This is a genomic window from Moraxella sp. HMSC061H09 (assembly GCF_001809255.1).
Taxonomy (GTDB): domain Bacteria; phylum Pseudomonadota; class Gammaproteobacteria; order Pseudomonadales; family Moraxellaceae; genus Moraxella; species Moraxella catarrhalis.
In genome coordinates, this window is the sequence record NZ_KV796816.1 from 1 (window position 1) to 3,883 (window position 3,883).

Consider the following 3,883-nt stretch of genomic DNA (forward strand, 5'->3'; position numbering starts at 1 on the left):
GATAGACAGCCTGTTAAACCTGCGGCAAGTTTGTGGGTAATGTTATCACTTAGTGTATCGCCGTCAAGGTCTTTGACGATATTTGAGAAAGTGTCTTGAGTGGCGACAGTGGCAAACTGCATTCTAAGATTCTTTTTGAGATTCTCCTCAAAATCACTGCCATAGACAGCTGTCTGTAACAAGCTTGTACTGGTACTATTAGCAATGACTTTTACCAATCTTTGGTCAAAGCCTGTTTGGGTGATATCTATACCTTTTAACCCCAAGCTTTTGTCAATCTTATGGCTAATGCCAGCACTTGTGATGGCAAGGGTGAGTTGTTTGACATTGTCTTTGGGGCCAAGTTCTTTGAGAATCGCTTCAACATCTCCTTGATTATTAATCAAGCTAACACTGGCTAGGTTGGTAAGAGAACTAAACGCAGCACCTGCCATTGCTCCGACGGTCTGACTGCCCACAATGGCAGCACCAGCAGGCGTCAACCCTTCTTGCTTATAATCCCAGCCATCTTCTGCTAAGACAATCTCTTGCCAAGTGGTATCTTCTCTATCAATAAACTGGTTTAAATAGCTATACTCAGGCTGTTGTATGGGTATGTCAATTTGTTCTTGTAGTGTGATACCTGCCTTTTGTTCTTTTTGAGAGATGGGGATTTGTATGTCCATACCATCTAAAGCGATGATGGTCGGTGTATTATTGCTTTAGATGGCATTGAGAATTAGCATCATTCGACATTGATAAATAATTAATAATCCGTTTGATCACCGTAAGAAACTCGGCAGTATACACTTCTACCACTCGTACTGACCATATAGACTCATCAAAAAACTTTGGATCCTTCTTGATGGCTTCTGGGTTACAAAACCTACCTAGCTCATCATCTAAATTTTTGTTGTAGCTGATAAAAACAACTTTAGTGTTTTTAAGGTGATTTACAATAAAAATAAAATACCCATTGTTTGTATATTCCATAGAATCAATCTCCCATAGTTTATCTCTATTTTCCTCCCTATTTGAAATATTATCAAATAATAAGTCATAATTTTCAAACCATGAGTCATCGTATTCTCGAGGGTACAAATTCAATTGAATAATTTCCTCTCTTCTATACATATATACAAAAGATTCTTGAATGAGGCGTATCATTAACCTTCTATCATCTAGATTAAAAAAATCATCATTTACTTGGTTTTCAAAAATCTCCTTGTTGTCAAAAGACTTTAAGAATATGCCACGTAAATTGTATGCCAAATAATGCGGAAAGAAATTCATATCCACGCAAAAATTCACACTAAAGAAATCAGAGCCTAAATTTTCTATAATGATAGACAGCCTTTTGGAGCATTCTGATGACTACCTATTACATGGAATTTCAAATATCATTTACGTTTTACCTTATTGTAAGTCGTCCCCAATTTGCCAAAGACATTATTTGGAATGTTTGATGAATTTAAGCGTTGCGATTCTGGCTGATCTTTACCTGTACGACCAGCCCAATGCCAAGTACCATCATTGGAATTTGCAAATTGATGAATGTTTCCATCAGAATCAATGGAATATCTTTTATTTCCAGACTGAAAAGAGTTTTCAAATAACTCAAACGAATTTTTCGGCTCAATACCAGCATTCGGACGATTTCCTGTTTGACCTAATGTGTGCTTTGGGTTTGACTTATAGATTTCATTAACTTTATCTGATCTCTTAGCCCCAGCAACAGGCAGAGGAGATGTTTTAACATCAACCCCACAACACTCCGCATTATGCACCCACACCCCATATTCACCAATATGGTAGGTGTGAAAATTTATGGATTTAGACTTGTAGATTTATGCTTTTACATTATTTTCATAAACTTTTAAAAAATCATTGAGTTTTTTAATATATATATAATTATCAAAATCCTTATAAATGCTGGTTATATCATCAAGAAATTGCTTTGTTTTTTTATAAATTTCCTCTAACCATATGTTAATATTGATAGGAGCCATTTCATTGATTATTCTATAATTGTCTGGTAGTTTTTTGCTTAATAACTTTAATGTACCATCTTGATTATCACACTCAATAATTGAAATTTTTAAATATTGATTATTTTTTGTGAACAAAATATAGTTTTTGATATATGCACTATCTAAGTCATAACCAAGCATAATGTATTTATTATCGTCTCTCATTAGCTCTATGTTAATTTTATTAAGATTAAAAAACCAATCAAACAAATCATCATTAAACTTAAATAGTTCAAATAATCCATCATCAATCATGCATTTATCTCTTAAATAAAACTCAAAGTCACTCTCAATAATAAAAACTCCATAAATAATTGGTTTACTAAGAATGTCATCATAGTTATCCATTAAAGACTTTTCATTTATTCTATATTTGATACTTATCATATTCATATAAATTATCCTTTTTATATCAGAAATCGTTAATGTTATATTTATAATGACCGTAAGCCGTTGACACTTTCCTATCATTAGATATATTTATTGTAATTTTTTCTCCTCGATAAACAACCGTATGATTTCCACTTGTTACATTTTTACCAATAGCGTCTTGTTTTGCATATTCAGTAGCTTTTACTATTGTGTTTTGATCCCAGTTTTTATTAAAAAATGTTCTATTGCTTAGGTTTAACATATTAAACGCATCTTGCTTGCTTTTTCCTGTTTTATTCATGATTGTGTCAATTTGTTGCCTAATCTCATTGTAATCATGCCTTTTAATGATATGATCTTTAGTTGATTTACTCAACGGTTTTGATAGATTATCTATTAATTTCTGATCAACCCCACAACAATCTGCATTATGCACCCACGCCCCATATTCACCAATATGGTAGGTGTGGAAGTCTTGTACTTCAAAGTTGTAGACGGTTTCGGTGTGGTTGGGTAGTAGGTATTGGCTTAGAGCTTAATTTCAATGCTATTTCTTATTTATAAAAACACCTTTTTCATTTAGAAAAAATATTAATTTATGAACAATCTCAACATAATCACTAAAATCAATAATTACAGAAAAATTATTGGAATCATCCAATGAAGAAAAATCAAAAAAATCTTTCAAATTATTTTTAATATAAAATATTAATTTTATCTTATCATCTAAAGACTTAATACCAAACAAATGAAAACTCTCAGCATGACCTTTAGAAAAACTCTCTAAACTTAAATCAAAATTAATATTTTCCTCAATATCATTCCAATTATCTAAATTTTCCTCCCATTCATCGTTGGAGTTAGCACACCAGTTTGGATATCTTTCTAATAACATAAATTTCAAAATTTCAATATTTGATAAATTAAAAATATACTGATTACAGGGTATATTGTCTAATTTTTTTAAAATATTTTCGAAGTCATTATAAAGCGATATTAATCCGTAATTTGTTAAAAAAAACTGGCTATTTATATAAATTCCAACAATACCATTAATTTCCTTGTCGATTAACCAATGCCTAACTTCATCAACATAGATGGCAAAATTATCGGGGTTTCCAAAAATCATAATTTCTTTACCTTTTTAGGATTTAGATTGAAATGCTTAATAACATCTTGAGGTATGTTATTGCCTTTTAATCGCTGATCTACAGCTTGATCCTTGCCTGTTCTACCAGCCCAATGCCATGTATTATCACCTTTATTTGTATGGGTAAATTGATGAATGTTTCCATCAGAATCAATGGAATATCTTTTATTTCCAGACTGAAAAGAGTTTTCAAATAACTCAAACGAATTTTTCGGCTCAATACCAGCATTCGGACGATTTCCTGTTTGACCTAATGTGTGCTTTGGGTTTGACTTATAGATTTCATTAACTTTATCTGATCTCTTAGCCCCAGCAACAGGCAGAGGAGATGTTTTAACATCAACCCCACAAC

General features: G+C 32.1%; 7 protein-coding genes. All 7 read right to left on the minus strand.

All coding sequences use genetic code 11. From position 1 onward, the window contains the following. A partial coding sequence (locus tag HMPREF2573_RS00010; protein ID WP_168162415.1) for a DUF637 domain-containing protein occupies positions 1–665 on the minus strand: 665 nt, incomplete at its 3' end. Positions 666–693: 28 nt separating this feature from the next. After that, positions 694–1,272, minus strand: a complete 579-nt coding sequence (locus HMPREF2573_RS00015) for a hypothetical protein (protein WP_227513724.1) — start codon at positions 1,270–1,272, stop codon at positions 694–696. Positions 1,273–1,379: 107 nt separating this feature from the next. After that, on the minus strand, positions 1,380–1,766 hold the full coding sequence (locus HMPREF2573_RS00020; protein WP_228141139.1) for an adhesin: 387 nt from the start codon (positions 1,764–1,766) through the stop codon (positions 1,380–1,382). A gap of 60 nt (positions 1,767–1,826) precedes the next feature. Further along, positions 1,827–2,402, minus strand: a complete 576-nt coding sequence (locus HMPREF2573_RS00025) for a hypothetical protein (RefSeq protein WP_003659577.1) — start codon at positions 2,400–2,402, stop codon at positions 1,827–1,829. A gap of 19 nt (positions 2,403–2,421) precedes the next feature. After that, positions 2,422–2,817, minus strand: coding sequence for a hypothetical protein (locus HMPREF2573_RS00030; protein WP_180373165.1), 396 nt, complete (start codon positions 2,815–2,817; stop codon positions 2,422–2,424). A 111-nt stretch (positions 2,818–2,928) separates the two neighbouring features. Next, on the minus strand, positions 2,929–3,510 hold the full coding sequence (locus HMPREF2573_RS00035) for an Imm42 family immunity protein (RefSeq protein ID WP_003659569.1): 582 nt from the start codon (positions 3,508–3,510) through the stop codon (positions 2,929–2,931). Then, positions 3,507–3,883: adhesin (locus tag HMPREF2573_RS00040; protein WP_070472086.1), on the minus strand; the 377-nt coding region annotated here is incomplete at its 5' end. The genes HMPREF2573_RS00040 and HMPREF2573_RS00035, both read right to left, overlap by 4 nt.